General features: G+C 42.6%; 22 protein-coding genes. 8 read left to right on the forward strand and 14 right to left on the reverse strand.

Annotation, left to right across the window (positions count from 1 at the left end; translation table 11 throughout):
* Positions 1 to 258: 258 nt before the first annotated feature.
* Both rpsB and tsf read left to right on the forward strand, forming a co-directional pair.
* On the forward strand, positions 259 to 1,053 hold the full coding sequence (gene rpsB, locus JMX89_RS01645; RefSeq protein WP_011279657.1) for a 30S ribosomal protein S2: 795 nt from the start codon (positions 259 to 261) through the stop codon (positions 1,051 to 1,053).
* A gap of 256 nt (positions 1,054 to 1,309) precedes the next feature.
* The gene (gene tsf / locus JMX89_RS01650; protein ID WP_201550590.1) at positions 1,310 to 2,194 is read left to right on the forward strand and encodes a translation elongation factor Ts; all 885 of its coding nucleotides are present in this window, start codon (positions 1,310 to 1,312) and stop codon (positions 2,192 to 2,194) included.
* Between the two features lie 135 nt (positions 2,195 to 2,329).
* Here tsf and JMX89_RS01655 read toward each other — a convergent pair whose 3' ends face one another.
* The 4 genes from JMX89_RS01655 to hflX all read right to left on the reverse strand — a co-directional run bounded on the left by JMX89_RS01655 (position 2,330) and on the right by hflX (position 6,661).
* Positions 2,330 to 3,154, reverse strand: a complete 825-nt coding sequence (locus tag JMX89_RS01655) for a lytic transglycosylase domain-containing protein (RefSeq protein ID WP_201550591.1) — start codon at positions 3,152 to 3,154, stop codon at positions 2,330 to 2,332.
* Between the two features lie 596 nt (positions 3,155 to 3,750).
* On the reverse strand, positions 3,751 to 4,440 hold the full coding sequence (locus tag JMX89_RS01660; RefSeq protein ID WP_201530788.1) for an LrgB family protein: 690 nt from the start codon (positions 4,438 to 4,440) through the stop codon (positions 3,751 to 3,753).
* A gap of 31 nt (positions 4,441 to 4,471) precedes the next feature.
* On the reverse strand, positions 4,472 to 4,900 hold the full coding sequence (locus tag JMX89_RS01665) for a hypothetical protein (protein ID WP_011512763.1): 429 nt from the start codon (positions 4,898 to 4,900) through the stop codon (positions 4,472 to 4,474).
* 291 nt (positions 4,901 to 5,191) lie between these two features.
* A complete protein-coding gene (hflX, locus tag JMX89_RS01670) occupies positions 5,192 to 6,661 on the reverse strand; it encodes a ribosome rescue GTPase HflX (protein WP_201550592.1) in 1,470 nt (489 codons plus the stop codon).
* 408 nt (positions 6,662 to 7,069) lie between these two features.
* On the opposite strand from hflX, the gene JMX89_RS01675 reads away from it, so the two are divergent.
* Positions 7,070 to 7,870, forward strand: coding sequence for a lysophospholipid acyltransferase family protein (locus JMX89_RS01675; RefSeq protein ID WP_020442736.1), 801 nt, complete (start codon positions 7,070 to 7,072; stop codon positions 7,868 to 7,870).
* Positions 7,871 to 8,025: 155 nt separating this feature from the next.
* Here the strand turns inward: JMX89_RS01675 and JMX89_RS01680 are convergent, their stop codons facing one another.
* A complete protein-coding gene (locus JMX89_RS01680) occupies positions 8,026 to 9,066 on the reverse strand; it encodes an aldo/keto reductase (protein WP_201550594.1) in 1,041 nt (346 codons plus the stop codon).
* A gap of 42 nt (positions 9,067 to 9,108) precedes the next feature.
* On the reverse strand, positions 9,109 to 9,606 hold the full coding sequence (locus tag JMX89_RS01685) for an FKBP-type peptidyl-prolyl cis-trans isomerase (RefSeq protein ID WP_201550596.1): 498 nt from the start codon (positions 9,604 to 9,606) through the stop codon (positions 9,109 to 9,111).
* 155 nt (positions 9,607 to 9,761) lie between these two features.
* Between JMX89_RS01685 and JMX89_RS01690 the strand changes: the two genes are divergently transcribed.
* On the forward strand, positions 9,762 to 10,421 hold the full coding sequence (locus JMX89_RS01690; RefSeq protein WP_227672976.1) for a DUF1294 domain-containing protein: 660 nt from the start codon (positions 9,762 to 9,764) through the stop codon (positions 10,419 to 10,421).
* A 95-nt stretch (positions 10,422 to 10,516) separates the two neighbouring features.
* On the opposite strand, the gene lspA is transcribed toward JMX89_RS01690, so the two are convergent.
* From lspA to JMX89_RS01705, 3 genes are all read right to left on the reverse strand, one after another.
* A complete protein-coding gene (lspA, locus tag JMX89_RS01695) occupies positions 10,517 to 11,155 on the reverse strand; it encodes a signal peptidase II (RefSeq protein WP_201550600.1) in 639 nt (212 codons plus the stop codon).
* Positions 11,148 to 13,991, reverse strand: coding sequence for an isoleucine--tRNA ligase (gene ileS, locus JMX89_RS01700; protein WP_201550603.1), 2,844 nt, complete (start codon positions 13,989 to 13,991; stop codon positions 11,148 to 11,150). The genes lspA and ileS overlap by 8 nt, the downstream gene beginning before the upstream one ends.
* A gap of 656 nt (positions 13,992 to 14,647) precedes the next feature.
* Positions 14,648 to 15,364, reverse strand: a complete 717-nt coding sequence (locus tag JMX89_RS01705) for a GntR family transcriptional regulator (RefSeq protein WP_201530778.1) — start codon at positions 15,362 to 15,364, stop codon at positions 14,648 to 14,650.
* Positions 15,365 to 15,517: 153 nt separating this feature from the next.
* Between JMX89_RS01705 and JMX89_RS01710 the strand changes: the two genes are divergently transcribed.
* Positions 15,518 to 16,216 (forward strand): aspartate/glutamate racemase family protein, encoded by a 699-nt coding sequence (locus JMX89_RS01710; RefSeq protein WP_133105486.1) that lies wholly within the window; start codon positions 15,518 to 15,520, stop codon positions 16,214 to 16,216.
* A 64-nt stretch (positions 16,217 to 16,280) separates the two neighbouring features.
* Entirely contained in the window at positions 16,281 to 17,639 is a 1,359-nt protein-coding gene (locus tag JMX89_RS01715) for an NCS1 family transporter (RefSeq protein ID WP_133105485.1), read from the forward strand.
* Positions 17,640 to 17,735: 96 nt separating this feature from the next.
* Here JMX89_RS01715 and JMX89_RS01720 read toward each other — a convergent pair whose 3' ends face one another.
* Complete coding sequence (locus tag JMX89_RS01720) at positions 17,736 to 18,269, reverse strand: protein disulfide oxidoreductase (RefSeq protein WP_201530776.1); 534 nt, start codon at positions 18,267 to 18,269, stop codon at positions 17,736 to 17,738.
* Between the two features lie 287 nt (positions 18,270 to 18,556).
* Positions 18,557 to 20,194 carry a carbon-nitrogen hydrolase family protein gene (locus JMX89_RS01725; protein ID WP_201530774.1) on the reverse strand — a complete coding sequence of 546 codons (1,638 nt, stop codon included), beginning with the start codon at positions 20,192 to 20,194 and terminating at the stop codon, positions 18,557 to 18,559.
* Between the two features lie 533 nt (positions 20,195 to 20,727).
* Here JMX89_RS01725 and JMX89_RS01730 point away from each other — a divergent pair.
* Positions 20,728 to 21,360, forward strand: coding sequence for a BLUF domain-containing protein (locus JMX89_RS01730; protein WP_201530772.1), 633 nt, complete (start codon positions 20,728 to 20,730; stop codon positions 21,358 to 21,360).
* Positions 21,361 to 21,507: 147 nt separating this feature from the next.
* Here the strand turns inward: JMX89_RS01730 and JMX89_RS01735 are convergent, their stop codons facing one another.
* Positions 21,508 to 22,950: an FAD-binding oxidoreductase gene (locus JMX89_RS01735; protein WP_201550606.1), complete on the reverse strand. Its 1,443-nt coding sequence runs from the start codon at positions 22,948 to 22,950 to the stop codon at positions 21,508 to 21,510.
* Positions 22,951 to 23,349: 399 nt separating this feature from the next.
* On the opposite strand from JMX89_RS01735, the gene serA reads away from it, so the two are divergent.
* Entirely contained in the window at positions 23,350 to 24,576 is a 1,227-nt protein-coding gene (gene serA, locus JMX89_RS01740; protein WP_011512778.1) for a phosphoglycerate dehydrogenase, read from the forward strand.
* Positions 24,577 to 24,700: 124 nt separating this feature from the next.
* Here the strand turns inward: serA and JMX89_RS01745 are convergent, their stop codons facing one another.
* A complete protein-coding gene (locus tag JMX89_RS01745) occupies positions 24,701 to 25,699 on the reverse strand; it encodes a rhodanese-related sulfurtransferase (protein WP_201550716.1) in 999 nt (332 codons plus the stop codon).
* A 302-nt stretch (positions 25,700 to 26,001) separates the two neighbouring features.
* Positions 26,002 to 26,583, reverse strand: a complete 582-nt coding sequence (locus JMX89_RS01750; protein WP_201550609.1) for a tetratricopeptide repeat protein — start codon at positions 26,581 to 26,583, stop codon at positions 26,002 to 26,004.
* Positions 26,584 to 26,728: the final 145 nt, after the last annotated feature.

The raw sequence follows: 26,728 nt of genomic DNA on the forward strand, positions 1-26,728 counted from the left end.
TTATATGATAAAATACAGCCCAGCTATTTTTTATCATATAGTATTCTATACGTTCAAATCGTAGCTCAGTTTTTTCAACCAACCCATCAACCAATGACACACACATCATGGCAAAAAATTGCTGGGTGTTTGGCGACTTGATTAATTTGCTTCACGGCTAGGTGCTTCATTGATATACCTAACTCATAGCAGATGCGTGTCGCTAGATAGGCAGTTTTTGTGATGTGGAGGCATAACCCAACCAACAGGACATTTAACATGGCTACAAAGAATCCAACCAAAATCGAAATGCGCGACCTATTACAAGCCGGCGCTCACTTTGGTCACCAAACACGTTTTTGGAATCCAAAAATGGGTCCATATATTTTTGGTGCCCGTAACAAGATTCACATCATTAACCTTGAGCACACTGTAAAGGCGTTTAACGAAGCATTGACTTACGTTAACGGCTTAGCTGCTAAGAAAAACAAAGTATTATTTGTTGGTACTAAGCGCGCAGCTAGCGGCGTTATCGCTGAGCAAGCAGCACGTGCTGGCATGCCATACGTTGACCATCGCTGGTTAGGTGGTATGTTGACTAACTGGAAAACACTACGCCAGTCAATCAATCGTCTAAAAGAGCTAGAAAAACAAGCTGAAGACGGTACTTTCGCTAAGCTTACTAAGCGTGAAGCGTTAGAGCGTACTCGCGATATGGAAAAACTTGAGCGTTCATTGGGCGGTATCAAAGACATGGGCGGTCTACCTGACGCAATCTTCGTTGTAGACGTAGATCATGAAGCAATCGCTATCAAAGAAGCTAAGAACCTAGGTATCCCAGTTATCGGTATCGTTGATACTAACTCTAACCCTGATAACGTTGATTACATCATCCCAGCAAACGATGATGCTATCCGTGCTGTGACTTTGTACGTAACTTCTATGGCTGATGCAATCATCGCCGGTAAAGAATACGCACAAACTCAAGCTGGTGGTAAAGCTGAGCAAGAAGCACCTGCTACTGAAGAAGCAGCTGATGCTCAAACTGAAGAAGCTGCTACTCCAGCAGAATAAATCGCTGAGTGATATGGTTTAATGTTGTAAGGCTGCCTTGATAGTTTTTCTATTAACAGCCATATAACATGACTTATAGTATAGACAGCATAAAGATAAATAATAGGCATGATGTAGTATTACTCGTCATGCCTTATTGTTAAAGCGGATTTGTTAAAGTGGCGTTGTTAAGCCGCTATACAGAATTCAAGTGCGTTTAGATATTGTGCACTCCCATATATAATAATGCTCACCTACATAATAAAAGGTAACTCTTATGTCAGAAGTAAAAGTATCTGCCAAAATGGTAAAAGAATTGCGTGACCGTACTGGTCTTGGCATGATGGAATGTAAAAAAGCGTTAGAAGAATCAAACGGTGATGTCGAAACTGCCATTGATAACCTACGTAAATCTGGTCAAGCAAAAGCGGCTAAAAAAGCGGGTAACATCGCAGCTGACGGCGCTATCATCATCGCTCAAGGCGACAGCAAAGCATTCTTGTTAGAAGTGAACTGCCAAACTGACTTCGTTGCAAAAGATGAAAATTTTGCAGCCTTTGCAGAAACAGTCGCGAACCTTGCATTAGAAAACAATGTGACTGACGTAGCTGCTATTGCTGAATTGCCATATGGCAATGGTCAAACAGTTGAAGAAGCACGTGTATCTCTAGTACAAAAAATCGGTGAGAATATCCAAATCCGCCGTGTTGAAGTACTTGAAGGCGCTAACATTGCTGCATACCGCCATGGTCTACGTATCGGCGTAGTAGTATCTTATGAAGGTGGCAGTGCAGAAACTGGTAAAAATCTTGCTATGCACATCGCTGCATTCAATCCAGTTGCTATCGATGACGAAGACGTTGCTGCTGATCTATTAGCGCGCGAAAAAGACATCATTGAAGCAAAAGCACGTGAGTCTGGCAAGCCTGACAACATCGTTGAAAAAATGATCGAAGGTGGTCTACGTAAGTACCTAGAAGAAGTTACTTTATTACGTCAGCCATACGTTATGGACAATGAGAAAAAAGTTGGTGACGTACTAAAAGCTGAAGGCGTAAAAGTACTTGGTTTCAAACGTCTAGAAGTCGGTGAAGGCATTGAGAAAAAGCAAGAAGACTTCGCTGCTGAAGTTGCTGCTACTCAAGCACTAGCTAACAAGTAAGTTTTAAAATGCAGTAAGTACTGAGTTTGTTTTTGCTCAGTACTTATAGATTGTTTGACATAAGAAGCAATCAAGCATAAAAAAGCCCGTTATTTATTTAACGGGTTTTTTTATGTCTGTGATTTTTATTTTGGATTAACGCAATGCCAAATAAGCAGAGTTGGCATAGCTTGCGCTATTACTGTTGCTACTCGTGCCATAACTAACGTTTTGCATGCCACCGCCATTACTGGTATTGACAGTATTGCTATTATTAGCATTCATCGTATTACCAGATAGCCCTGAATCGTTTTTATACAGGCTATGATATCGGCTCATCACACTTTTGACATAGTTACGCGTTTCTTTAAACGGTGGAATGCCATTATATTTATCGACGTTACCTTCACCTGCATTATAACCCGCGACCGCAAACTCGACGTTGTTGTTAAAGCGGCGCATCAGCCAAGCGATATATTTGGCAGAACCTTCAATATTATCGGCAGGATTCCAAGGATTGCTCACTTTAAATCGACGTGCTGTAGCTGGCATCAGCTGCATTAAACCCTGCGCACCGACTGGTGAGCGAGCATTGGGATTAAAGGCTGATTCAGTATGCATCATGGCTTTCATAAGTCCTGGATCGACACCGTGGCGCTGCGCTGAAGCCATAATATAGCTATCATAAGAGTTACGAGTACCGCTGCTGCTTGCAGAGCTGCTCCCATAGTCATTGCTATTACTGCTACTACTACCACCATCATATAGACTAGAATCTTTATAATAAGTAACTTTTACTTTTTTAGTAAATTTATCAAAATTACCACTGGGATTGACGTTGGTGAGAAGTACTTGTCCGCCTTTGTCTTTATAGATATACATATTGCCTGCTTGAGCAGCGATAGGTAGGCTAGATAGGGCAACGGCGGTGAGTAAAACGGGAGACAAGCAGCGGGTTATGAAAGGTGCAACATTTATCATAGAGTTATCACTTTTTATCGAGTAGTAGCAAATTGCCTTGCTTATGGACGCATTGGTTTGCGCAATAAAGCGGTTACCCTGTCTGCAATATTTCATAGTCACTAAGCTTAAGTACTACAACGCAGAACCACGGTTAACAAAACCAATTGCAATAGATACAAAAAATAATAGTTGCTTACTATAACATATAATAAATTTTTACTACATCTGATTGACCTGACAAGCTGGTCAAACAAACATTTAAATTGTAAAAATTTTTAATAAAATCAATATGGTATTGCAGTGTACCTTATTAAGTGCGAGGTCAGAAGTAGCCACAGACCATTTACAGTGAAGGCAAAATAGAGGAGGGCTATTATCACTAGTATTTGCCAAAAAGCATTGAAACACACGATGAATCTAAATATTCGCAGCTGTACTATAGTGAATTCAGTATTAAAGCGATACAGCAAGCAGGACTGGGATGAATTTTACGCAGCCTCTGTCGGCGTAGGCACAGCACGCCAGAAAAATTTATACCAGTACTGCGTTGGAACATAACGTATCTGTTTTATTTGGAATTGACTATAGAATAGCAGTGCTGTATTAAAGGACTATTAAGCAGACAGTGCTGTGATAAATATAGGTACCCAGACAGCAGTGACCAAACCGTTCACTGCTAAGCCAAACGCGGCATATCTGCCCGCTGTATGACTGATTTGCCATGCTTCTACGGTGCCGAACGCATGAGCGACTAAGCCAAGCGCTAAGCCTTTGGCACGGTCATCTTCAATGCCAATAAATAAGAAACGCGCTAATGTCCCGCCGATGAGACCTGAAACGATAATAATCAGGTTTGCCATCGCCAGAGGTGCTTTGATTAAATCTGCGATGCTCAGACCAATCGGCGTGGTCACTGAACGACTGGCAAATGCTAATATCGTATCGTGACTGAGTGAAAATAGATATGCTAATGACATCGGTAATAATGCGCCAATCAAACTCGCCATCGCTACAATCAAGACAAGTTTCTTGATGGGTAAACCTTTGAAATTCATGGCAGCCAAAGGTATTGCCAATAAGACAGTGACATAACCTAATAAATGGTCAAAAACGGGCTTGGCAACGGCATAATAATTATTGTAATCCCATTGGAAAATGAATAGAAATATAACGACCAATACTAGTGCGGTAATGACCATCGGTAACCATGAAAGTTTGCGTGCCAATATGCGAGCAATTACATGGGCTGCTAAAGTCAGTAATATCGCCGCAAAGGTTGCCACAAACACATTATCAAAACTCATAAGATTCCTTTATTCATACTACTCAAGGCTGTCATTTTTGCTCATTAATAGTAGTGTTGCCGTTCATATCATTATTACGGTTCAGCCAACGATTGGATAACACGGCAAATCCCCAAATGGGTATCAGCGTACTAATCAGTATGGTAAGCATAAAGCCCCATAGCTCATCTCCTAAAGCAAATAACAGCAAGCCTGCACCGGCTGAAACTGGCAAAAAAGCAAAGCCACTATCGACAAGTAAAGTATTACTCGCTTGGGTAAGCCAGCCTGGAATACCTTTGATAAATCGCCAAATCATCAGAATAAAAAACATGGTCAGTAAGCCGACGATATTGGCCGCTTTTTCAATACCCGCCAACTGACAGACAAATACTGCCGACTCACGTACAGTAACGACAATGGTAAGCGTCAGGAGTAATGCCATCCATAAGGGCATTTTTGAAGAATGGGTAGACTTCATAAGCAAGTGGACCACGTCAGGGATAGATAAAAGAGTAAAAAGATGAGTGAGAGGAGACTCACGAGTGCAGTATATAAAAGATTATATATAGAGTATCGCAACTAATAAAGCGTATCGGTCAATAGTGACCATATAGTCTGTAAGTAATAAAATCAATACATCAGTACATCGATATATAGCTGTTGCTAATACGAGTTTCTCTTGTGCGCTATGTTGATTCAGCATTAAAAAGGACACTATTTATCAATAGCGTCCTTTTTAATTTTATTCAAAGTATGTGAAGTAAATGACTTATTTTTGCAAGTCGGATGTTTGAGTATCTTCTATTATCAAGTCTTCCGCTACTCTCTCAGATTCAGCATTTAACGCCTCAAATTCAGCAAACGCTTTTTCTTCAGCGTCCGTCATCGTTTGTTCTTCTACATCATCAGGCTGCTCAAACTCTTCAAGTATCGGCATCAGCAATGTTGCTTGCGCTAATGGCAATACATCTAGAGGCTCTAAGTTGGCTTGACCAAGTAACTGTCTCAGTCTATCGCTTGGCAAGCGAATCGTTAAGCACTCATGACCACTGTCATCATAGCTTTCTTCTTGAATAACGCCGAGCTCATACAAGGCATTTTTTAACTGCCCTGCGCTATAAGGTAGGGTCAAATCAAAGGTGGTCAGTGTGCCAGTCAGTAATTGCTGCACGGCCAATGACAACTCTTCCATGCCTAAGTTTTCTCTAGAAGAAACATAGACGCGGTTGGGTTGACCTTCGCTGGCATAACCGATACGTGCAGGCTCATCGGTCAAATCGATCTTGTTGTAGACATTGAGCACAGGCACATCGTTATCAATTTCAGCCAGTACGTCTTTCACCGCCTGAATTTGCTCATGCATGTCTTCGCTCGAAGAATCGATAACATGGAGCAATAGGTCTGCTTCAAGTGTCTCTTCTAAGGTCGCATGGAACGATTCGACCAACTCATGTGGTAAATGACGGACAAAACCGACCGTATCGACCAGTACCACGCGTCCAACACCTTGCCAATCTAAGCGGCGTAACGTCGGATCGAGCGTCGCAAACAGTTTGTCGGCCGCATAGATGTTTTCATCGACCAAGCGATTAAACAAGGTAGACTTACCAGCATTGGTATAACCCACAAGCGAAATAGTCGGCACATCTGATTTTTGACGGCGAGCTCGACCTTGCGCACGTGTCTGTCTGACTTTTTCGATTCTACTTTTGAGCTGCATGACTCGCACTTGCAGCAAGCGACGATCCGTCTCAAGCTGGGTTTCACCGGGTCCACGTAGACCAATACCCCCTTTTTGACGTTCCAAATGCGTCCAACCACGCACCAAACGTGTCGACAAATGGTTGAGCTGTGCCAGCTCTACTTGTAGTTTACCTTCGTAAGTACGTGCACGCTGCGCGAAAATGTCCAAAATCAGACCCGTGCGATCAAGTACGCGGCATTGTACCAAGGCTTCAATATTACGCTCTTGTGAAGGCGATAAGCTGTGGTTAAAAAGCACGATGTCCGCATCATGCTCGCGCACCAATTCTGCTATCTCTTCTGCTTTGCCGCTACCAACAAAATATCTGGCGTCAGGGCGTGCACGTGAGCCTGTCACCAGTGCCAAGCGGTCTGCGCCTGCTGAGTCTGCCAATAATTCAAATTCACCTAAATCATCAGGATCTTGAATTTGGCGGATGTCTAAATGTACGATGATGGCGCGCTCGCCACCAGTATGTCTTTCAAAATATTCCAAAGAGTATCACCTATCCATAAAGTAAATAAATCGCAACGCTGCCTATTCTAAATATTATTTCTAATGAATTTTATTCAACATATTGAGTAAATTACCAAGCTTATCTAAATAGAATAACTATCTTAGTTGCGTTCAGATAACCATTTATATGTGGTCTTATCAGTTGATATTAAAGCGTATTCACACAATTAGCGATGATTTTATGTTACAGCGTTCATTAAGTAGGATTTCATCTTTGCAGCGCAATATTCTTTCTAAACTGAATCAGTGAGAGACATTAGCAGCAAATCACTCACAAAACCTATTCATAACTCAGTGAACAAGTCGTCACTGACTGCATAAACTTTGTTATACTCATTGCCTTTGTTTACCATATATAATCATAAGTTTTAATTACGAGGGACAGAGATGAGCCAACCCAAGACAGGCTTTTCAATCAAACAGCAATTGGGGCGCGGCAAACAGATTGCTGGTATGACCACCACAATTGCTGGTGGGCTACGCGCCGCCCAACGTATCGGGGCATTTAAACAGCCACCACGCGAAACACTGCCACGCTACATTCAAGCTTTTTGTCGCAAAATGGCAGGCTCTTTTGGCGTCAAGGTTATCGCCGTTGAGCGCGTAGAGCAACATCACGGGCTATGGGTTTCTAACCATGTATCGTGGATGGACATCCCTGTGGTCGGTACAGTGAGCCCTGCTTTTTTCTTATCCAAAGCCGAAATAGGTGAGTGGCCTATCTTTGGTAAGCTGGCACACGCAGCAGGCACAGTATTTATCGAGCGTGGTTCCGGTGATGTCGGCTCAGTTGCGTCGCAAATTGCTAACTTTTTAACCAAAGGCTTCTCGGTTATCTTTTTCCCTGAAGCGACCACCACAGATGGTAAAAAAATCAAACGTATCCATGGTACATTGCTACAAGCGGCGATAGATGCTGATGTACCTGTGCGCCCGTTGGTGATTGCGTATGTCAATAAAGACGGTACTTTAAGTGAAGAACTGCCTTATTACGGCAAGCTGACGATGAAAGACAGTTTGAAAAAGGTTTTAGATAGTAAAGATGTCACCGCTTACGTCTTACCACTAGAAGCAATCGATCCTAAAGGTTTGAGCAAAAGTCAGCTGACAGATTTATTACAATTACGTATGCAAGAAGGCTTAGCTGAATTACATTCGCGTGTATTGACCAAAATAGCGAAAGTTTAATTCTATACGCTTTAAATTGGTTAGTTAAACGTGTATAAAAAAGGCGCAAATCTTAGTAGTTAATACTAACGACTTGCGCCTTTTTCTTTGCTATGCAAATACCTGAACTTCAGATTGTTGAAAGCTGAACAATATCAATCTATGACCACGCAAAATTATGGTGACGGATTAGGATGTTGAGTATGTACCGCTTCGATAGCGTCTAATACATCTGAGTCTAAGGTTAAGTTAATGCTATCAATATTAGATTTCAGCTGTTCGATAGTGGTAGCACCAATGATATTGCTGGTTACAAACGAGCGTGAGTTAACAAAGGCTAATGCCATCTGCGCCATATCTAAACCAGCATCATCTGCGATTTTGGCATATTGGGCGGTGGCTGATAGTGCTTCTTCATTAGTATAACGGGCAAAGCGATCATACATGGTCAAGCGCGCGCCAGTAGGACGTTTACCATCGAGATACTTACCAGATAGCACACCAAAGCCTAGTGGTGAATAAGCAAGTAAACCCACATTTTCACGATGCGCAATCTCTGCCATAGCCACTTCATATAAGCGGTTAAGCAAACTATAAGGGTTTTGCACCGTAATAGGTGCGATCAAACCATTCTTATCCGCTTCCCATAAGTAGCGCATCAATCCCCAAGCAGTATCGTTTGATAATCCATAAGCACGGATACGACCTTTTTTAATCTCGTCATTTAACGCTTGGATGGTTTCTAAAAAAGGCGTCAAATCATCGAGCGGCTGTGCTGCCATCGCTTCGGTATAACCGAGCTGACTGAAATAGTTCGTTTGACGTTCAGGCCAGTGTAGTTGGTAGATATCAATGTAATCGGTCTGCAAACGCTCAAGATTGCCATCAATAGCACTGCTGATATGCGCGGCATTAAAACGCGTTTGCCCATCACGTAAAAAATCCATTGGCGATATTTTACTGGCAAGAACGACTTTATCGCGTTGTTTGCTCTTTTGGAACCATGTGCCCATAAAGCGCTCAGTATCGCCTTGCTTGTCTTTGTCTGGCGGTGAAGGATACATCTCAGCAGTATCCCAAAAATTTACGCCTTCGCTGAGTGCTAAGTCCATCTGCTCATGTGCATCGCTTTCGCTATTTTGCTGTCCCCACGTCATCGTTCCCAAGCAGATTTTGGAGACTTTTTCATTGAGCTGTGGCAGTGTTTGATATTGCATATTTTCTTCCTTTTTTATTTTATTCTAAAGCAATTTTTTATATTACATGAGCTTGATGCCTGTGACACCCGGCGGCGTCACTTGAAAGATTTTAATTTTAAACAGCACAGATTGTCCAGCAAGCGGATGGTTAAAGTCTACTTCTACTTCGTCATCAGTGATGGCGCTAATCGTACCGGGTAGAGTGTTTTTACCTTTATCTTCAAATTCAACCAGCATGCCAATTTCAGGATTGTCAGCGATAAGCGCAAACTGAGTAGGGCTAAAGCGTTGGATGTTGTCAGGATTCCATTCACCAAATGCTTGCTCTGGCTCAAGGTGTGCCGTACGCGTATCGCCTGCACGCAGATTCATCAGCACTTGCTCAAAGCCAGGTAGTAAGCTCTCATTACCTATAGTTAAAGTAACGGGTGTATCACGGCTAAAGGTTGAATCAATTACGGTGCCATTCTCGAGCGATACTTCAAAATGCAGCTTAACGAGGCTGCCAAAAGTGATGCGGATGTCTTCATTTGGTGTGATAAATTGCGAGTCGGTCATGGAAAATTTACCTATTACTGGAGTAGGAAGTTAGGTGGACATCAATATAAGAAATGATAAGTCATCTAGAAAAAGTTGTAAGCGCCAATAGTGTAACGTAAATAGTGTAATATATTTGCGAATCTAAAAGTGAGCGCAACATTATGGCAAAACCGATGGCAACTAAACAACAAGGTCGAGTCACAAAATGGCAAGACGATAAAGGCTTTGGCTTTATCGAAACCGAAGCGGGTGAGTCGGTGTTTTTTCATGTCAGCGCGTTTAAAGCACAACGTCGTCCTGCTATCGGTGAAGAGGTTGTTTTTACGGTTGGCTATGATAATCAAAGACGCTTGCAAGCAAAAGGGGTGCAAGAGCTGAGCTTTGTACAACAAAAGATGGCGCAAAAAAATAAGCAAATTCGCCAGCGTAATCACAAACGTAACGCCCAAGCAGAGTTTGAAGCGGGGCAGAAGAAACGCTTGTTTCTTGGTGTTGGATTTTATGGTGTACTGATATTACTGGCGGTCATGAATAAGCTTAGCTGGCTAGTTGTTGGGTGGTATGCTGTATTGGGTATGATAACCTATATCATGTATGCTAAAGACAAAGCGGCTGCTCAAAATAACGACTGGCGAACACCTGAGATGACATTACATATTTTAAGTGCGCTTGGTGGCTGGGTCGGGGCAATGGTCGCACAAACCTACTTGCGTCATAAGTCACAAAAGCCTGAATTTCGTATTGCGTATTATTTGACTGTCATCATTAACATGGCAGGGTTACTATTTATATTGGCGGATGGCGGTTTGGATTTTCTGGAAGAATTGTTATAGGTTTTAGATAGTGAGAATAAAAGCCAAAGAAAAGGTGGATTTACGAAAATGCAATCCACCTTTTCTATTAATAAAGTGATATGCCTTGAGACGCGTTAAACGTCACGCTTTTTTTCCAAAAACAGCATATCGATGACAATCAATAATACACCGATAGAAATACCAATATCAGCAATATTAAAAATGGGATAATGCCAAACATCAGCATAATGCACATGTATAAAATCAATGACGTGACCATGTAATAAGCGATCGATTAAATTACCCACGGCACCGCCTAATACCAATGCTAAACCTAGTGATAACAGCTTAGCTTGACGGGGCGCTTTAGCGAGATAGCCTATCAAGAATAGCGACATCAATAGCGCCAGCCCTGCAAAAAACCACTTTTGCCAACCGCCTGCATCTGCCAAAAAGCTAAAAGCAGCGCCGTAGTTGTAAGCGAGCGTCCAGTTTAGAAACGGCTCAATCACAGGCACAGGTTCAAGGAAGGTCAGATTGGTCTCAGCTAACCATTTTGTCCATTGATCAAGGATAATCACGACCAGTGACAACAGATACCAGTTAAGCGCAAGACGACCATTAGCGATCATCTTTGGCGTCTTGTTCAGTCGACTCTTCGGCGTCGATGAGCTACCCGTAGTGGCATGAGCCGGTTTAGGTGAACTGTCGACGTCGATAGGCACCTGCTTATCGTCAGACGAATTTGTTGGATTAGGCGTTGAGTTAGGCATAGTGGCGCACCTCGCCGTCACCGCTGACGTTGGTTGCACAGCGCACACATAATTCTGGATGTGCGCTATCTGTGCCAATGTCATCACGGATATGCCAACAGCGCACGCACTTGGTGCCCGCTGCAGCATTCACTTCGACAACTAAATCTGCCGTTATATTATTGCTATCTGTTTGCTCATCGATGTTTGCTACATTAGCAGGAGCAGCGCTCAAAGGCTTTAAAGTTGCGCTACTAGTGATAAGGACAAAACGCAGCTCTTCGCCAAGTTTAGCTAGGCTTTCATGCATAGCGCCATCAGCATATAGACTGACGTCAGCAGATAAGTTGGCATTGATGATTTTCTCGCCACGTGCAGTTTCGATATGTTTATTAACCATGTCTTTTGCAAGCATAATACGTTGCCAGTCATCATTGCTAATAGCGCTCAGCTCAAACTCTGGGAAGCTGTACCATTCTTCAGTGAATATATAGCTATTAGCGCCATGCAATACTTCCCATGCTTCTTGCGCCGTAAAGGATAAAATCGGTGTAATCCAGCGAATCAATGCTTCAGCAATATGGTAAATCGCTGTTTGTGCAGAGCGGCGCGGTTGACCATCAGTTTGTGTGGTGTATTGACGGTCTTTGATAATATCTAAGTAGAAGCTGCCCAAGTCTTGCGAGCAGAATGCGGTGATATGCTGCGTGACTTGGTGAAAGTCCATCGCATCATACGCACTGATGATTTGTGCTTGTACCGTTTGCGCACGCTCAATGATAAATTTATCGAGGCTAACCAGCTCATTAATATCAACGCTATTGGTAGCAGGATCAAAGTCATCAGTATTGGCAAGCAAGAAGCGCAAGGTATTACGAATGCGGCGATACATATCGATTGCGCCTTTAAAGACGGTTTTACCAGCGCTCATCTCATAACGGTAGTCGCTTGATGCAATCCACAAACGCAACATATCCGCGCCCGTTTTATTGATTTCTTCTTGCGGGGTTATGATATTACCCAGTGATTTACTCATCTTGCGACCGTTTTCATCAACCACAAAGCCATGGGTTAAAACTTGTTTAAACGGTGGGCGCTCGTACATGGCTTCCGAGGTCAGCAACGACGTCTGGAACCATCCACGATGTTGGTCGGAGCCTTCTAAGTACATATCAGCAGGGTTGGTCAGCTCGTCGCGTTGATCAAGTACGGCAAAATGTGTCGTGCCAGAGTCAAACCAAACGTCTAAGGTATCAGTCGCTTTATCATAATCAGCAGCTTCCGCGCCTAAAAAATCCTCACAGCTGGCATCAAACCATGCTTCTACGCCACCTTCATTGATTTTTTGTGCTGCCGTTTCCATCAGTTCAAGCGTATTTGGATGCAGCTCGCCGGTTTCTTTATGGGTAAAGAAAGTAATCGGTACGCCCCACGTACGCTGGCGAGAGATGCACCAATCTGGGCGACCTGTCATCATAGACTCAATACGGTTTTGACCCCACGCTGGTGTCCATTGAACCGCTGGAATATCAGCAAGCGCGCGCTCACGTAAGCCTTGAGTTTCCATGCTGATAAACCATTGCGGCGTGGCACGGAAAATGATTGGCGATTTATGACGCCAGCAATGCGGATAGCTATGCTCAATTTTGGTATGGCTAACTAAATGACCGTTTTCGTGTAGGGCAGCGATGATTTGTGGATTGGCTTTATAGATGTGCTCACCGGCAAATACCGCTGCGCTGTCTAAATAAACGCCCGTACCACTCACTGGGTTTTCAACAGGCAAATTATATTTTAGACCGACGATATAATCGTCAAGACCATGACCCGGTGCAGTATGTACCAAGCCAGTACCGCTGTCAGTCGTTACGTGATCGCCCAAGATTAATGGCACTTGGCGAGCTTCGATAAGCGGATGCTGAGCATGTAGACCTTCAAGCTCACGACCTGATACGGTCGCTAAGACACCTTTATTCTCGAGCTTAAATTCACTTAGCGCCGACTCAACCAAATCAGTCGCCAGTAGTAAGTTGCCGTTTTCCGTAGCGACCACACTATAGTCGTGCTCAGGATGGACTGCAATAGCTTGGTTAGCAGGCAATGTCCAAGGCGTCGTCGTCCAGATAACGGCAGAGATATTGCCGTCTATTTCAGCCAATGCCGCAACTTTGTCACTGTCTACAATATCAAAGCTGACATAAATGGCGTCTGAGACTTTATCTTGATATTCAACTTCGGCTTCAGCCAATGCTGAACTACAGTCCAAGCACCAGTTGACCGGCTTCATACCGCGAGTTACGTGACCATTGTCATAAATTTTGGCAAGGGCGCGCACGATATTGGCTTCTTGATGGAAGTTCATAGTCAGATAAGGATTGTCCCAATCACCAAACACACCCAGACGCTTAAAATCCGCCTTTTGTAATTCGATCTGTGTGCTGGCATATTCACGACATAGACCACGGAATTCGGTTGCAGAAACCTTTTGACCGACTTTACCATGTTTGGCTTCGACTTTTTGCTCGATAGGCAGACCATGACAGTCCCAACCGGGCACATAAGGCGCATCAAAACCAGATAACGTTTTTGATTTTACGATAATGTCTTTGAGTACTTTATTGACTGCATGACCCAAGTGAATCTGACCGTTGGCGTATGGAGGACCATCATGCAAAATGTATTTGATTGCCCCAGCACGTGCCGCACGAATTTTACCGTAAACATCATCTGCTTCCCAAGCTGCTAGCCAATCTGGCTCACGTTTGGCAAGGTTTGCACGCATCGCAAACGGCGTGTCGGCAAGGTTTAGGGTGTCTTTATAGTCTTGGCTTGGCATATCAGTACTTTTATCAGTCATAGAAGGCGTCTTTTAGAATGGTGATGAAAATGTAAATTGAATTAAAAAGTGCGTGTAAAGCTGGCTACAAAAGCTAAAGTAATAATTTGATTGAAAGTAGATAACACTCGCTATTATATGACAAAAAGAGTGGGGTAAGAAGAGCTGCCGAGTATCGTTTCTATGTCTGTCAAAACCGTCACAAAATTCATTTAACGAGCGATTGGTTGTTATTTTATATCTGCTAGGATAATAAAGGTGATAATAAATTGAGCAATCAATGTCCATGCTGTCTTTATGTGCAAGACAGCATCATATCACTATCGTCAGATAATCCCTACTTTCAGTAGTTGATGGTCGTTGTTGATTTAACTGTTTTTATTCATTGATTTCAATCTGCATCACATATCATATCCGATTCAATTCGATTTAAAGAAATGAAACATAAACTTACTAATATGGGTTTATTAAGGTGTAAATACCACGCAAGCTCATATGACGTATAAAGCCGTAGCAGAAGTGCTAGATTATCAGTATAGAAAAATGGATGCTTTAGTTGGCTAGTTTTTATCGCCGCTGATTATTTTAAATAAAAAACCTGCCAGTCAAATGATTGGCAGGTTTTTTAATGTAAACGGCCTTAAAGGGTGCTAAAAGTGCATTTCTATTACCAATATTCAAGCAGGCACGATAGTCAGCTGCTCGGCTAAGCTAAAGAAAGGTTTTGCTGCGCATTTAAAGTCTAGGCTAGATTCTAAGTGATTCAAGTGTTGATTAATCAGCAATAACAGACCTTCTTCATCCCTGTTTTCAATGGCATTTACCATGCCAAGATGTTCGTCTTCAGCGCAGTTAGATGAGCCAACTTTGTTATATAGCCCAATGATTAGCGTGGTACGTAATGTAAGTTCACTCAAAAACCGCTCTAAAACTGTATTGCCTGAAATCATTGCCAACTGCATATGGAAAGTGCGAGATAGGCGTAGCTCCGCAGGCTTATCACCTTGCGCCCGCGCATCAGCTTCGGCAGCTATCGTAGCACGCATGTCAGCAATGTCTTGCAGACTAGCATTTTTGATTACTTTACGGGCGAGTGTACGCTCAATCGTGCGCCGTGCTTCAAACACATCACCTGCTTCTTTCGGTGACGGAGTTGAAACAAAAGCGCCGCGGTTGGGCTGTAATTGCACCACATGCATCGTTGCAAGGGTAGAGAGTGCTCGCCTCACATTGGCTCTATTGCAGTTAAACAAGTCACTCAGCATCTGCTCGCCAAGCTTTGTTCCAGCGGGCAAGCGTTGCTCTGACACCGCAGCGGTGATGGAGTTGATAATGGTTTGCTCGGGTATTTCATCGAGCGCAGGAACTGTTTGTTTGGTTTTCTCTATTTTCATAGACGCAATTATAGTGTGCGACTGTTATCGCTACAACAAATATTAAAAAAATAGATTGTTTTGTTAACAATAATAGTTAACAATAATTGTTAACAAATATGACATGCTGCTGATCTGTGAATAATGACGATAACCTATGAATAGCGAGGCTCTATGAAAATTCTAGTGATGAACCCAAACTCGACCACTTCTATGACCGATAAAATCGTTGAAAGCGCGCGTCAAAAAGCCAGTGCAGGTACGACCATTATTGGCGCTTCTGGAACGGATTCGCCTGCATCTATTCAAGGGCATCATGATGAAGCGCTCTCTGTCCCTGGTTTGATTAAACGCTTACAACAAGCGGAACAAGAAGGAATTGATGGTGTGGTCGTTGCCTGCTTTGATGACCCAGGTATTGGTGCTTGCCGCGAAGTGTTTTCAGGTCCGGTTATTGGAATTTGTGAAGCGGCGGTCAAAGCCGCTAGTATGATTTCAACCTCTTTTAGTGTAGTCACCACTTTGCCACGTTCCGTACCCGTGATTGAAGATTTGATTCATGGTTATGGTTTATCTCATCGCTGTAGAAAAGTACGCTCTGCTGCCATACCCGTGCTTGCTCTTGAGGAAGCTGGCTCTGGCGCCCGTGAAAAAGTTCGTGATGAAATTTTGCGTGCAGTGCGTGAAGACAACTGCGAAGCGGTGGTTTTGGGCTGTGCTGGGATGGCAGACTTAACAGAATGGCTGACTGCAGAAACGGGTGTGCCTGTGATTGATGGTGTGACTGTGGCTACTCGTATGATTGAGGCACTGGTTGGCTGTGGTCTAAAAACCAGTAAAATTGGCGCCTATGCAGCACCTATCCAACATTAAATAGAAATGGACGAAACAGCTATTAACCAATAAATATTCAACATTCTCAAGGAAGGAGAAGGTAATGGACAATATTCAAGGAGCCGGTGCTACGGCAGGCGTAAAAACAATAGAGCATAAAGGGGTTGGTGAAGAGAGCCTAGCGCCGCAAACCACACGAATTATGGGCTCTTGGTCTTATTTATTTACTTGGTTAGGTGGGTGTGTCTCTATTGGTACCTTCACCGTTGGGTCAGGTTTGGTTGGTACGCTTAACTTATTACAAGTAGTGCTAGCAATCGCCATTGGTTGTACGGTTATTGGTGCAGCGCTCATGATTAACGGTCGCGCAGGTCATAAATATGGTATCCCGTTTATGGTGCAAAGTCGTTCATCTTTTGGTTTCACTGGTAGTCGCATACCAGCACTGGTGCGCTCTGTACCTGCGATTGTCTGGTTTGGCTTTCAAAGTTGGATTGGTGCCGGTGCCTTGAACTTAGTATCTGATGCCTTGTTTGGCTACAGTAATATAGTCGTCTTCTTTGTTGGTTTTCAGTTTTTACAAATTGGTCTGTCCGTTTTGGGTTTTCATGGTATCAAATGGCTCGAAAACATTGGCTCAATTTTTATTATTGGTTCACTGATTTACATGTTTATTAGTGTGATTAATAAATATGGTGATGTGATTTCAACCAATCTTATCAATACAGAAGGGACTTGGGGAGCGCCATTTTGGGGCGCAACCATGCTGTTTTTAGGCGTTTACAGTACGATGATGCTTAACGTCTCTGACTATTCGCGTGAACTAAAAGAAGATGTTGGTCTTTTTCGTCAAGTAGCCATCTATGCCAACTCTATCCTACCTGCAACATTGTTTATGGGTCTGATTGGTGTGATGGTGACCAGTGCGACTGGTGAAGTTGATCCTATCAAGGTATTTTCTAGCGCCGTTGATAATAAGCCTTTATTAATCATTACGATGCTTTTCATTGCTTTTGCGCAGGTCACTACCAATATCTTAAACAACGTCGTACCGCCTGCTTATGCATTAATGGATATCTTCAAAATTAAGTATAAAACTGCTGCAGTTATTGTTGGGTTGCTTGCCTTTGGGACATTCCCTTGGGAGCTAGTAAAAGATGAATCTGCTGCGGGATTAAACTTATTTATTCAAACTTACTCAGCGTTTTTGGGTCCTATATTTGCCATCTTAGTCGTTGACTACTATTTCTTACGTAAGCAAAAGCTGGATCTTGACAAGCTATATGATGAAAATGGTCCCTATAAGGGCGTCAACATGGCAGCTGTTATCGCTATGGTAGTGGGGATTGTAGTCGCTCTATTATTCTCAAGTATCTCTTGGTATGCAAGCTTAATTCCAGCAGGCGCTATCTATTGGATCTTGATGTTAAAGATGCCGGCTGCACAGCGTTTTATGTCCTAATTTATTCAAATGTATAGACAAAACCCCTATAGCAGTGAGCTCTGCTATAGGGTTTTTGCGTGAGGTGCTAGACTAAGACTACAGTTAATTTCAGCCCTAAAAAACTGACGACAGCCACAGTCTTAGTTTTAATGACCATAATGGTTGAATGCCTGTAAGCCCTTGGCTCATCACGCCATTTTTTAATATGACATAAGAGGGCGTGACTTGCCCTTGCCAATCATCAAAGATAGCGCCTTCTTTATCGTTTACAGTATTAAAATTATAATTGTTTTGCTTAAGATAGCTGTGTAACTCTTGGTCAGAGCCGGACTTGATAGCAACAGTAACGACTGGATAGTTATTTTCTGCAGCCAACGCATTAATATTAGGTGAGGTCACGCTACATATCGGACACCACGTACCCCAAAAATAGACCAGCGTGGGTTTGTCTGCACTCATTGCTGCCAAATCAATACTCTGCCCTTGATAATCCATCAATTGCAACTGTGGATCGGCTGGCATGACCGGCTGTCGCCACCAGTTAACAGCAGTATAAATAATGGCAAATACCAAGCCGTAGAGCAGCACAGTTTTAATAAGTGACAGTGCTTTTTGCTTGGGTGTCTTTTTAGGTCTCTCAGTCGTCATAATGGCTGCTTTTTTGCTCGGTGGCTTTTATAAGTATAGTGAATTCAGTATTAAAGCTATACAGTAAGACTGGGATGAATTTTACGCAGCCTCTGTCGGCGTAGGCACAGCACGCCAGAAAAATTTATACCAGTACTGCGATGGAACATAACGTATTTGTTTTATTTGGAATTGACTATAGTTTTTAATAGATAAAAATATACGGCTGAATAGTCAGCCGTATGATTAAAATATTAAGAGTCTCATTAATTAAGTATGCTATTAATTAATGGTTGGATATTCCTCACTTAAGGCTTTTGCGCACGGTTTTGTAATGGATCGCCTAAAAGCACGCTACCAGAGTTTTCTCGAAGCTCATCATCGCTCAATTTACTGGCTGATATTTTAGATTTTCTCTTCCATTTCAAGCTATACAAATCGTCACGGCGATCAAGTAGATTGTGTACCGAACCTTCATTACGGACATGAATAAGCTTGTCTAAATTCACATCTGAAAAGAATACCATCTCGGTATTCGCCGTCGTTTCAGCCATAATCGCATCATGCGGGAAAGCAAAATCTGATGGCGAGAAGATAGAAGACTGCGCGTATTGAATATCGAGACTTTCAACTTGTGGTAAATTACCAACTGAGCCGCAAATCATCACATAGCATTCGTTTTCAATCGCACGCGCTTGGGCGCAGTGGCGTACGCGTAGATAGCCGTTTTGAGTATCGGTCCAAAATGGCACAAACAAAATATCCATATCATCAAGTGCCATTAGGCGGGCAAGTTCAGGGAATTCAACGTCATAACAGACTAAAATACCGATACGACCGGCATCAGTATCAAACACCTTAACTTCATCACCGCCTTCAATTACCCACGCGCTACGCTCATGCGGAGTAATATGGATTTTGCGTTGCTCTTCTACCGTACCGTCGCGGCGACACAGATAACTGACATTGAATAAGGTATCTTCTTCATCCAAGTAGGGCATAGAGCCAGTAATGACGTTGACGTTATAGCTGACAGCCAGATGCGATATCTCATTTTTAAACCATTCGGTATAGCCTGCCAAAAATCGAATCGCAACGTTTTGATCGGTCGATTCACACAATCCCATCAATGGCGCGTTAAAAAATTCCGGTAAGCAGGCAAAGTCAGAGTTGTAATCTGCCATGATATCAACAAAGAATTCAACCTGTTGCAGTAGTTCCTCTGGCGATTCAACTTCACGCATCTGCCACTGAATACCGCCAATACGAACCTCAGATTTGCGAGTATTTGGCTTGTAGTCTTTTGGCTCATAATAAATATTTGCCCACTCAAGTAAGGTCGCAAAACCTTTAGACTGTTTGTCATCTGGCAAATAAGCGGTCAAAATGCGCTTGACGATAAAACCATTCGATAATTGGAATGAAAGCGCAGAATCATGAATTTCGCGTGAGGCAACCGCATCGATATAGTCACCGGGCGTTAAATCTTGATGGTTATGGTAGTTTGGAATACGACCACCAGCTAAAATAGCTCGGAAGTTCAACTGACGACAAAGCTCTTTACGGGCATCATACAGCCTGCGACCCAAGCGATAACCACGATATTCAGGGTCAATGAGAGCGTCTAAACCATAGATAGCATCGCCTTCAGGATTGTCTCTGATAATCTCTTTATGACCAATCAAGTCATCATAGGTATGTGGATTAGAGAACTTTGCATAATCAACGCGCATAGACAATACGATACCAATCAGCTCGTCGTGATCAAATAAAGCAATCTGCCCTTCTGGGAAAGCGTCAATCAAAGTATGAATTGTATTTTTTGACCATGCGCCGCCTAAATTGACATAGACTCGATCCATTAACGCTTTTAGTTGCGGGTAGTCTTTTTTCTTAATCTCAGCAATCGTTAAATGAAAGTCTTCTGGTTTTTCTATCTTACTCATAAAATTCCTGTCTGTTGTTTCTGTATGCGGGTGTTGATAAGTGATATTGATAAATGAAGGTAAGACACATCTTGTGACTAATTTTTATATAAGTGGGATAAATAACGGCAAACTTAATTCTCAACTTAAGGACAAGGTTTCGGCATAACAATGTTGAGAAAAATATACCAATAGGCTGTGAGAATCGTTACAATCATTTATCTGTGTATTTACAATAAGTTATAAGGATCGTTTCTCATATGATCTATTTTAATGAGGCATTTTTATAAGTTTGCAAGTGGCTCTATCGCACTTCAAGGGTGCTTTGGCTGCCTTTTGACGTACATTGACTGCTGATTATAGTTTTATTGAAGTAAATGTCGACTGGTATGATATCAAGCTCGTCAGCTAATGACAGTCAAACGTCGTAAAGATTTGCTAGGTTTTTGTGAGTCTTTCTGCCTCGTCGAGACATCATTTGATAAATTTATACTTAATTTTATTTGGTTGTTTTTCCTTGCTCATATTTAATATTAACCCGTTAGGAATTTTTAATGACGCCTGAAATTCATACTGCTGCTTTTAAAACATTAGATGACATTGAAGATACTGCACTGGTGCAATTGGTGTACGTCAGTAGCATGACGCTTAGTTCGCGTTTTAGTACGACGATATTCGAAGAAGTAGAAAGTCATGCGCGTAATTATAATCAGCAGCAGGGTATTACAGGCACGTTATGCTATGGCAATGGGCATTTTTTGCAATGCATTGAGGGTGAAAAGGCCAAAGTACTGACGCTAATTCAGCGTATATATGTCGATACCCGTCATAAAAACATTCAAGTGCTATTAGTGCAAGTCATCAAGCAGCGCAGTTTTTCTGATTGGCGTATGCGCTTACTGTGTTTGGAACGTTGGTTATGGTCACCTGCAACCAAAAAACAAGCGGCACAGCTATCACCGTTTTTGCCATTTTCGCCCCACGATTGGAGACCCGATCATACCGAATTATTCTTACAAGTGATCAAAAATTTTGATACGCCGCCTCATATCAATGCAGCGGGCATCACTTACAATGCGCTAGGTAATATGGTGCGCCATGTCGCTGCGCCGCATCAGGCTTTTTTAGTTGTCCAGGGTTTTTTGAGTGTGCTGCTCGTCGCAGGTTTAGCACTGCTGTATGTATAGTTTATGCCACTTTAGAAAGATATAGGCGATTCACTTAAATATATCGTACTAGTGTTATTTGAGCATAAAAAAAGACGCTAATCTTATCGATTGAGCGTCTTTCTATATATCTTTAATAATTAAAGATATATCAGGAGTAAAAACGCCTTACATATCGAAAATCTTACCACGGTTCATAATATTATTGGGATCAAAGACTTTTTTGACCTCTTTTAAATACTCAATCTCAGTTTCGCTGCGGCTATAATGTAGATACGGCTTTTTAGTCATACCAACGCCATGCTCAGCAGAGACTGAACCACCATATTTCTGTACCGTCTCAAACACGTACTTGTTAACAACCTGACACTCGCTAAAGAAATCGTCTTTACTCATATTTTCAGGCTTTAAGATATTAAGATGCAAGTTGCCATCACCGATATGACCAAACCAGCAGACCTCAAAGTCAGGGTAGTTGCTGCTGACAATATGGTCAATCTCATCGATAAAATCAGGTACATGACTGATAAGTACCGAAACATCGTTTTTATACGGGGTAAATACTGAGATGGTCTCAGAGATATATTCGCGTAGCTTCCATAGCTCTTCTGCTTGCGCGAGACTCTGACTCATCACCCCATCAACGACCCAGCCTTGTTCCATGCACTCCTCAAATATCGCCATGGCTTTATCCATGATAGGCTCATAAGGTGCTTCAAATTCTAATAGCGTATAGAATTTGGTGCGCGATTCAAATGGCTCTTGTACTTGACAGTGTGCCATCAGCTTATCAATTGCCACATCATCAAAGAATTCAAACGCGGTCAAATCAATCTGTGCTTGAAAGGCAGATAACACATTCATCACATCATTAAAGCTGTCCATGCCAAGCACCATGACGTTTAAGTCTTGCGGCTGACGCTCAAGTTTGATTTGTGCATGAGTGACAAAGCCAAGTGTGCCTTCGCTACCGATAAACAATTGACGTAAGTCATAGCCAGTAGCATTTTTGACCATACCGCGATTAAGTTGCAAGATATCACCTTTACCGGTCACCACAGTCAGCCCCATGATCCATTGACGGGTCATACCATAGCGGATAACTTTGATGCCGCCAGCATTGGTGCCAATATTGCCACCGATTTGACTGGAGCCAGCAGAAGCAAAATCGACAGGGTAGTAGAGATCTTTCGATTCAGCAAACTGTTGCAACTGCTGCGTGACCACACCGGCTTCAATCTCAACCATACGATCGGCAGGATAAAATTGTCCGATATGGTTCATCTTATCCATACTGACCACAATCTCACCATTGGCAGCGACTGCACCCGCAGACAATCCCGTACGACCGCCACTTGGCGTCAATACCACATCATGCTCATTGGCAAGCAGTACAATCGCTTGCACTTGCTCAGTAGTCTTTGGAAAGACGATAGCCGCAGGTGCGGGTACAAAGTGCTTGGTCCAGTCTTTACCCCAATGCTCTAAGCTTTCGCTATCAGTTTTAATTTGGCTGGCATCAAACTGATGGGCGTCAATCAGCGAATTTAATAGGGTCTGGACAGCCGCGGTATAGGTTTCAGATAGGGCTTGGCTAGATAAAGAAGTCATGGTCAAATCTCGGTATCAACGTGAGTGCTATGCATAGAGGGGATTATTATGGGAATTATCATATAACCAAATGGCTATAACTAAACGTGTTTAATGGTGTATGTTATTAAGGGAATATTAACGATGTATATTATTGCAATTTAATAGTCGTCGCAATCGTAGAGTGTTATTAGTTTGCCTCTGTATATGCGTACATAGCATAAAGAAGGGGTGCTTTCTCATTTGGATAGCAGGATTCACTATAGCATAAAAAGTTTTCAGGATTGATAACCAATAATTCATCTAATCTGCTAACATCGCCGCCCAATTTTGTGTAAGATATCCAGACTCTTTTCGTTTCATTCATCCAAGCTTATCCCTCAGATGATTTTTATAAGACAATTATAGGACAGTTCTCACATGGCGTTATCACTCCAAAAAGACAAAATCCGGTTTTTATTGCTTGAAGGTCTGCACGACAATGCTTTAAAAGTATTAAAAGATGCTGGTTATCAAAACATTGAAAATATCAGTCATGCATTGGATCAAGATGAGCTGATTGAAAAGATTAAAGATGCTCATTTTATTGGTATTCGCTCGCGCACGCAGCTGACGCGTGAAGTGCTTCAGCATGCACATAAGCTTATCGGCATTGGTTGCTTTTGTATTGGTACCAATCAAGTAGACTTAGATGCTGCTCGTGAATTCGGTATTCCGGTCTTCAATGCGCCATTCTCAAACACCCGTTCGGTCGCTGAGTTGGTACTTGCTGAAGCCATCATGCTCTATCGCGGTATCCCTGAAAAGAGTGCCACTGTACATCGCGGTGGTTGGGGTAAGTCTGCGACTAACTCACATGAAGTACGTGGCAAAACCATCGGTATCGTCGGTTACGGATCTATTGGCTCGCAGCTGTCTGTATTGGCTGAAAGCTTTGGTATGAAAGTTATCTATCATGATGTCTTGACCAAACTGCCACTAGGTAATGCAGTACAAGTAGCTAGCTTAGAAGAGCTGTTATCTACTGCTGATATCGTGACTTTGCATGTACCTGATCTGCCAAGCACACGCTACATGATGGGCGCGGCGCAGTTTGCGCATATGAAAGACGGCAGCTACTTTATCAATGCTGCGCGTGGTACTTGTGTCGAGATTGATGACCTTGCTGCCGTGCTTGAATCTGGCAAAATCTTGGGTGCAGCAATTGATGTGTTCCCAAAAGAGCCAAAATCTGCTGACGAAGAGTTTGAGTCACCACTGCGTAAGTTCGATAATGTCATTTTGACCCCGCATATCGGTGGCTCAACGCAAGAAGCACAGGCAAATATTGGACTGGAAGTTGCAGATAAATTTGTGCGATATTCTGACCAAGGCGATACAGCAACGGCGGTCAACTTCCCAGAAGTATCGATTCCGTTTAAAGAAGGCACGCATCGCCTGCTACACATCCATAAAAACGTACCAGGCGTCCTGTCACAGATTAACCGTCTGTTTGCTGAAGCAAATATCAATATCTTGGCGCAGAGCTTGATGACAGAAGGCGATGTCGGCTATCTCGTTATGGATGTCGATTATAATGACTCAACCGCGGCTTTAGATCAGCTAAAAGACGTTCAAGAGACAATTCGTGTGCGTATTTTGTTTTAAGTTTTGTAATAACAGTTTGAATTTATAGTTAGCGCTATAAATAGCGAATAACAAAAAAGAGAGGCTCTATTCATAAGAGCCTCTCTTTTTTTTATCGCATTTTCTATGTCTTTAAGGCATAAATTTAGCCAGCTTTAGTTTTATTGGCTGCGTCTGCTTGACGGCGAGCTTCGATCTTAGCTGCTTTGCGCTTCTCAATGACATCAATGACGTCACTACCGATATGGGCTTCACCACGTTTTTGTGCCAATTGCATTTGATGCTCACGCTCACGAAAGCGTGCTTTTTGCTCGTCAGTCGCTTTATCGATACAGTGCGGACATGACTCACCCTTTATGTAGGCAGGGCTTTGCATCTCATCTTGCGTAATCGGCATACGACAGGCAAAACACTGCTCATAGCTACCTTTTTCTAAGTTGTGATTGACTGAGACACGGTTATCAAAGACGAAGCAATCGCCTTCCCACATAGAATCGCCGGCAGGTATTTCTTCTAGATATTTTAAAATGCCGCCCTCTAAATGATAAACCTCTTCAAAACCTTGCTCGCGCATAAATGCCGTTGATTTTTCGCAGCGGATACCGCCCGTACAGAACATGGCGACTTTTTTATGCTTGCTTGGGTCTAGCTCTTTTGCCACGTATTCTGGGAATTCACGAAACGTTTCGGTATTAGGATTGACCGCATTCTTAAAGGTGCCAATTTTTACTTCATAATCATTACGCGTATCAATCAGGATGACATCAGGGTCTGAGATTAGGGCATTCCAGTCGCTTGGCTTTACGTAGCGCCCTACCGATTGCAATGGGTCGATATTTTCCACACCCATGGTAACAATTTCCTTTTTAAGCTTTACTTTGGTGCGATAAAAAGGCTGGGCATCGGTATAAGATTCTTTAAAAGTAAAACTGCCAATCTCTTCGATACTACGCAGATAGTCTAGGACATTATCGATACCTTGGCGTGTGCCAGAAATCGTTCCATTAATACCTTCACTAGCGATTAGCAACGTACCTTTGACGTCGTTATCGAGCATGGTATTTAGAATTGGGTCGCGATATTGTTCAAAGTCAGCAAAGCGCGTAAACTTATAAAGAGCGGCAACGACAATATTATTGGTCATACTATCGTATACAGGGGCTGAATTGTTGTCAGTTATCGCGGTTTCTTTGTTGATACTCATGTTTTTCTCCTGCTGGCTAGGTCGCAAACCTAGTGCATTGGGTTTTAGGGATTATGTAAATTCATAACACTAGTATAATTGTGGAATTGACTAAATACTGGCGCAGTTTAACAAATTTTAGGAATATTTTGGGTGTTTTATCCTTCTTAAGCCAGATATAGGCGAGGATAAAAACAGTCAATAAAAAAGCCCAGTAAAATACTGAGCTTTTTGCATATTCATTGTAGAAAGTAAATTAAAGCTTATTTACTCTGAAACCAAGTATCTGCTTTGCTGCGAGCACTAGCGATATCAGCACTGGATAAGTTTAATGCCAATTGACCAATTTTGCCACGGGCTTTATTACGGACTTTTTCATCGAGCATGCCATCACGGGCAGCCAAGTCGTACCATTTATAAGCATCGACTAGATTTTTTTGCTTTTCATCTAACAAGGCAAGCGTATAGCTAGCACGGTTATCACCACGCATAGCGGCTTTTTCTAACCAACCACGCGCTTGTTGTAGGTTTGGTTGTACACCTTCACCGCGCAAGTACATGATGGCTAAGTTAAGCTGAGCAGGGGCAACGCCTTGCTGAGCCGCTTTGGTATACCACTGAACCGCTTGTTTGGTATTTTGAGCAATGCCTTCGCCTTTTTGCAAACGCTTGGCCAGATAAAATTGAGCATGATCATTACCTTGAGCCGCGCGATTAGATAGCTCGCTAATAGGCATTAGCTCAAAACGTGACGTATCAAGTGGTACGTTTGATATTAACTCAGCGTTGGCAAAACCTGCACAAGAAAAAATGGCAGTAAACAACGCAGCTTTTAATACTTTCATAGCAGCTCCAAAATTAGGCAGTTAATAAGCAAAAAAAATTGTCCCGCTAAACATTGTCTCGCTAAAGACAGTTAGACGGCGATAACAATTAGGCGACATCTTACAAGACCAACTTACCTAATTATTAGCAATATAATTAATCGTT

It is taken from the genome of Psychrobacter sp. DD43 (assembly GCF_904846555.1).
Taxonomy (GTDB): Bacteria; Pseudomonadota; Gammaproteobacteria; order Pseudomonadales; family Moraxellaceae; genus Psychrobacter; species Psychrobacter cryohalolentis.

Excerpts from the sequence above, each read along its gene's own strand:
- JMX89_RS01725 (WP_201530774.1), bottom strand. The coding sequence starts at position 20,194 with ATGAGTAAGATAGAAAAACCAGAAGACTTTCATTTAACGATTGCTGAG.
- ileS (WP_201550603.1), bottom strand. The coding sequence starts at position 13,991 with ATGACTGATAAAAGTACTGATATGCCAAGCCAAGACTATAAAGACACC.
- rpsB (WP_011279657.1), top strand. The coding sequence starts at position 259 with ATGGCTACAAAGAATCCAACCAAAATCGAAATGCGCGACCTATTACAA.
- JMX89_RS01735 (WP_201550606.1), bottom strand. The coding sequence starts at position 22,950 with ATGACTTCTTTATCTAGCCAAGCCCTATCTGAAACCTATACCGCGGCT.
- lspA (WP_201550600.1), bottom strand. The coding sequence starts at position 11,155 with ATGCCTAACTCAACGCCTAATCCAACAAATTCGTCTGACGATAAGCAG.
- JMX89_RS01720 (WP_201530776.1), bottom strand. The coding sequence starts at position 18,269 with ATGACGACTGAGAGACCTAAAAAGACACCCAAGCAAAAAGCACTGTCA.
- tsf (WP_201550590.1), top strand. The coding sequence starts at position 1,310 with ATGTCAGAAGTAAAAGTATCTGCCAAAATGGTAAAAGAATTGCGTGAC.
- JMX89_RS01655 (WP_201550591.1), bottom strand. The coding sequence starts at position 3,154 with ATGATAAATGTTGCACCTTTCATAACCCGCTGCTTGTCTCCCGTTTTA.
- JMX89_RS01710 (WP_133105486.1), top strand. The coding sequence starts at position 15,518 with ATGAAAATTCTAGTGATGAACCCAAACTCGACCACTTCTATGACCGAT.
- JMX89_RS01745 (WP_201550716.1), bottom strand. The coding sequence starts at position 25,699 with ATGACCAATAATATTGTCGTTGCCGCTCTTTATAAGTTTACGCGCTTT.
- JMX89_RS01680 (WP_201550594.1), bottom strand. The coding sequence starts at position 9,066 with ATGCAATATCAAACACTGCCACAGCTCAATGAAAAAGTCTCCAAAATC.
- JMX89_RS01750 (WP_201550609.1), bottom strand. The coding sequence starts at position 26,583 with ATGAAAGTATTAAAAGCTGCGTTGTTTACTGCCATTTTTTCTTGTGCA.
- JMX89_RS01665 (WP_011512763.1), bottom strand. The coding sequence starts at position 4,900 with ATGAAGTCTACCCATTCTTCAAAAATGCCCTTATGGATGGCATTACTC.
- JMX89_RS01675 (WP_020442736.1), top strand. The coding sequence starts at position 7,070 with ATGAGCCAACCCAAGACAGGCTTTTCAATCAAACAGCAATTGGGGCGC.
- JMX89_RS01715 (WP_133105485.1), top strand. The coding sequence starts at position 16,281 with ATGGACAATATTCAAGGAGCCGGTGCTACGGCAGGCGTAAAAACAATA.
- JMX89_RS01730 (WP_201530772.1), top strand. The coding sequence starts at position 20,728 with ATGACGCCTGAAATTCATACTGCTGCTTTTAAAACATTAGATGACATT.
- JMX89_RS01685 (WP_201550596.1), bottom strand. The coding sequence starts at position 9,606 with ATGACCGACTCGCAATTTATCACACCAAATGAAGACATCCGCATCACT.
- JMX89_RS01705 (WP_201530778.1), bottom strand. The coding sequence starts at position 15,364 with ATGAAAATAGAGAAAACCAAACAAACAGTTCCTGCGCTCGATGAAATA.
- serA (WP_011512778.1), top strand. The coding sequence starts at position 23,350 with ATGGCGTTATCACTCCAAAAAGACAAAATCCGGTTTTTATTGCTTGAA.
- JMX89_RS01690 (WP_227672976.1), top strand. The coding sequence starts at position 9,762 with ATGGCAACTAAACAACAAGGTCGAGTCACAAAATGGCAAGACGATAAA.
- JMX89_RS01660 (WP_201530788.1), bottom strand. The coding sequence starts at position 4,440 with ATGAGTTTTGATAATGTGTTTGTGGCAACCTTTGCGGCGATATTACTG.